Annotated in this window: 2 protein-coding genes; both read left to right on the forward strand. The window is 68.5% G+C overall.

The annotated features are described in order from the left end of the window. Positions 1-192 precede the first annotated feature (192 nt). Entirely contained in the window at positions 193-2,241 is a 2,049-nt protein-coding gene (locus O0J15_RS20530; RefSeq protein ID WP_308306222.1) for an ATP-dependent DNA helicase, read from the forward strand. Positions 2,242-2,250: 9 nt separating this feature from the next. Further along, positions 2,251-2,964 (forward strand): tRNA (adenosine(37)-N6)-threonylcarbamoyltransferase complex dimerization subunit type 1 TsaB, encoded by a 714-nt coding sequence (gene tsaB / locus O0J15_RS20535; RefSeq protein ID WP_180877684.1) that lies wholly within the window; start codon positions 2,251-2,253, stop codon positions 2,962-2,964. Positions 2,965-3,351: the final 387 nt, after the last annotated feature.

Here is a 3,351-nt window from a genome sequence, read left to right on the forward strand (position 1 = left end):
GAGACAGAGGCAGGACCGTTGGCGCCATCCATGGCGCCATCGAGCCCCCATGGATGGGTTTACGGCGTGTCCTGCCTGCCCCTCCCGGCCTGCCCAGCACGTAAAAACCCAGAGCCATGGATACCGCTGTTGCTGTTGCCCTGGCTTGAAACGGGTGCCGGGCAGCGCCCGGCCGGGTATCCTTTCCCTCTGATGTCCGACCTTGTCCATGCCAGCCGCGAAGCCCTCAGCGACGGCGGCGCGCTCGCCTCGCATCTGGACGCCTTCGTCCCGCGCCCGGCCCAGCTGCGCCTGACCGAAGCCATCGCCGATGCGCTGCAGCAGCGTGACCTGCTGCTGGCCGAGGCCGGTACCGGCACCGGCAAGACGTTCGCCTACCTGGTGCCGGTGCTGCTGTCCGGGTTGCGCACCATCATCTCCACCGGCACCCGCGCGCTGCAGGACCAGCTCTACCACCGCGACCTGCCGCGTGTGCGCCAGGCACTCGGTGTCGGCCTGCGCAGTGCGCTGCTGAAGGGACGTTCGAATTACCTGTGCCGCTACCGCCTGCAGCAGGCGCGGGGCGAGCCGCGCTTCTCAAGCACAGAACAGGCGGCGCAGTTCCAGCGCATCCTGGCCTGGTCCGGACGCTCGGAGTTCGGCGACATCGCCGAACTGGACGGTTTGGCCGATGATTCGCCGCTGCTGCCGATGGTCACCTCCACCGTCGACAACTGTCTGGGCACCGACTGCCCGTTCTGGGAAGACTGCTTCGTGGTGCGTGCGCGGCAACGTGCGCAGGCGGCAGACGTAGTGGTGGTCAACCATCACCTGCTGCTGGCCGACCTGGCATTGAAGCAGGATGGCTTTGGTGAGCTGCTGCCGGGGGTGCAGGCCTTCGTCATCGACGAGGCGCATCAGTTGCCTGAACTGGCCGCGCAGTTCTTCGGCGAAGGCTTCGGCATGCGCCCGTGGCAGGAGCTGGGCCGCGACTGCCTGGCCGAAGCGCGCGGCGTCGGGGGGGCGCAGTCGGCGCTGCAGGAACCGGTCGACCACTTGCAGCAGGCGCTGCTGGCGTTGCGTTCGGCGATGGAGGGGCTGCCGCCGCGCGGCACGCAGTGGCGTGCGCTGACGATGCCGCAGGTGCGCGATGGCTTCGACACGGTGATGGCAGGGCTGGTGACGCTGGAGCAGGCCTTGCAGCCGCTGCGCGAAGCCGCGGCGGGCCTGGATGCCTGCCATGCGCGGGCGCGTGAGGCGGTTTCGCGGCTCGGTCGCTGGCTGGGCGATGACGAACCCGCCTTCGACTTCGATACTGATCCTGCGGACACCGGCAATGCCACCGATGTGCTCTGGTATGAGCTCACGCCGCGTGGTTTCCGCTGCCAGCGCACGCCGATGGATGTGTCCGGCCCGTTGCGCGAGCATCGCGAACGCAGTCGCGCCGCATGGATCTTTACCTCGGCGACACTGACCGTTGGAGGCGGCTTCGATCACATCGCCACCCGCCTGGGCCTGGACGATCCACATACGCTGGTCCAGCCCAGCCCGTTCAACTGGCCGGAGCAGGCGTTGTGCTATCTGCCCGAGGGCCTGCCCGATCCGGCCGCGCGGGGTTTCGGAACCGCGCTGATCCAGACCCTGCGGCCGGTGCTGCAGGCCTCGCAGGGCAGGGCGTTCCTGCTGTTCGCTTCGCATCGCGCCCTGCGTGAGGCCGCCGAGGCACTGCGCGATGGGCCATGGCCGTTGTTCGTGCAGGGTGAGGCGCCGCGTGCGACGCTGCTGCAGCGCTTCCGCGAATCGGGCAATGGGGTGCTGCTGGGCTCGGCCAGTTTCCGCGAGGGCGTGGACGTGGTCGGCGAAGCATTGAGCGTGGTGATGATCGACAAGCTGCCGTTCGCGGCCCCGGACGACCCGGTCTACGAGGCACGCCTGGAGGCGATCCGCAGCCAGGGCGGCAATCCGTTCCGCGACGAACAGTTGCCGCAGGCGGTGATCGCCCTGAAGCAGGGCGTTGGCCGCCTGATCCGCAGCGAAAGCGACCGGGGCGTGCTGGTCCTGTGCGATCCGCGCCTGCTCAACCGTGGCTATGGCCGGGTCTTTCTTGAGTCGCTGCCGCCGTTCCGGCGCACCCGCAGCCTGGCCGATGTGCAGGCCTTCTTTACGCCACAATGGGCGCCCGTGGCCGATGATGCCGTTCCGACCGCCGCCGCCGCGGCGGGCCCGGAGCCGGCGCCCGGTGTCACGTTCCCCCTGTTCTGACCTGATCCGATGAAACTGCTCGCCTTTGAAACCGCCACCGAAGCCTGTTCCGTTGCCCTGCATGTCGATGGACAGGTACTGGAACGTTTCGAGATCGCCCCGCGCCGGCATGCCGAACTGAGCCTACCGTGGGCCGAGGCGCTGCTGGCCGAAGCCGGCATCAGCCGCCGCCAGCTGGACGGTATCGCGCTCAGCCGCGGTCCTGGTGCTTTCACCGGCGTGCGCCTGGCGATCGCCATCGCGCAGGGCATCGCACTGGCGCTGGATCGTCCGTTGCTGCCGGTCTCGACGCTGCAGGTGCTGGCGCTGCGGGCACCGGCGGAAGAAACGCAGATCCTGTCGGCGATCGACGCACGGATGGGAGAGTTGTACGTTGCGCGCTTCGAGCGTGTGGACGGCCTGCCGGTGGCACGCGATGCCGAACGCGTGTGCGCACCCGCTGCGGTAGCGCTGCCGGAAGGGCTGTCGGCCTACGGTGTCGGTACCGGGTTCGCCGCAGCCGAGGGTGCGCTGGTCGCGCAGCTCGGCACAGGTTTGCGCGGATTCGACGCCACGGCATTGCCGCGTGCGTCTGACGTGCTCGCACTGGCGGTGCCGGCGTTCGCCCGCGGCGAAGCCATTGCACCGGAGAAGGTCGAGCCGGCCTACCTGCGCGACAACGTGGCACTGACCCTGGTCGAGCAGCAGGCCGCGCGCGAGGCGAAGGCGAAGGCCAACGGCTGAGCCCCTCGTGGCGGAGTTGGTCGCGTAGATCAAAAGCCGTGGTTTGGCCGGGCGGGTGGGCTGCGCAGGGGGCGCTGCAAGTACGTCCATGTAAGCTCGGTCGCCGCATCCATGCGGCTCACGCCCCTGCGCAGCCCACCCGCCCGGCCTCTGACAGTTTCCGTGCACGACCGCCACGGAAGATCAAAAAAAGAAAAGTCAAAATCAAAAGCGGGTCGCTTCGCTTGCATCCACGCGTGGCGTGGATGTGTATCGACCAAGGTCGACACCTACCAAAGCAATGGTGCGCCGCGATCTATCAGAGGCGGGGCGGTGTCGGGCGGCGGGGTATCCGCGGCATGGATGCCGCGGCTAAGCCTACACGGACGTACTTGCGGCGTCCCCGCC

This window comes from Stenotrophomonas sp. Sm10 (assembly GCF_030985515.1).
GTDB classification, from domain to species: domain Bacteria; phylum Pseudomonadota; class Gammaproteobacteria; order Xanthomonadales; family Xanthomonadaceae; genus Stenotrophomonas; species Stenotrophomonas hibiscicola.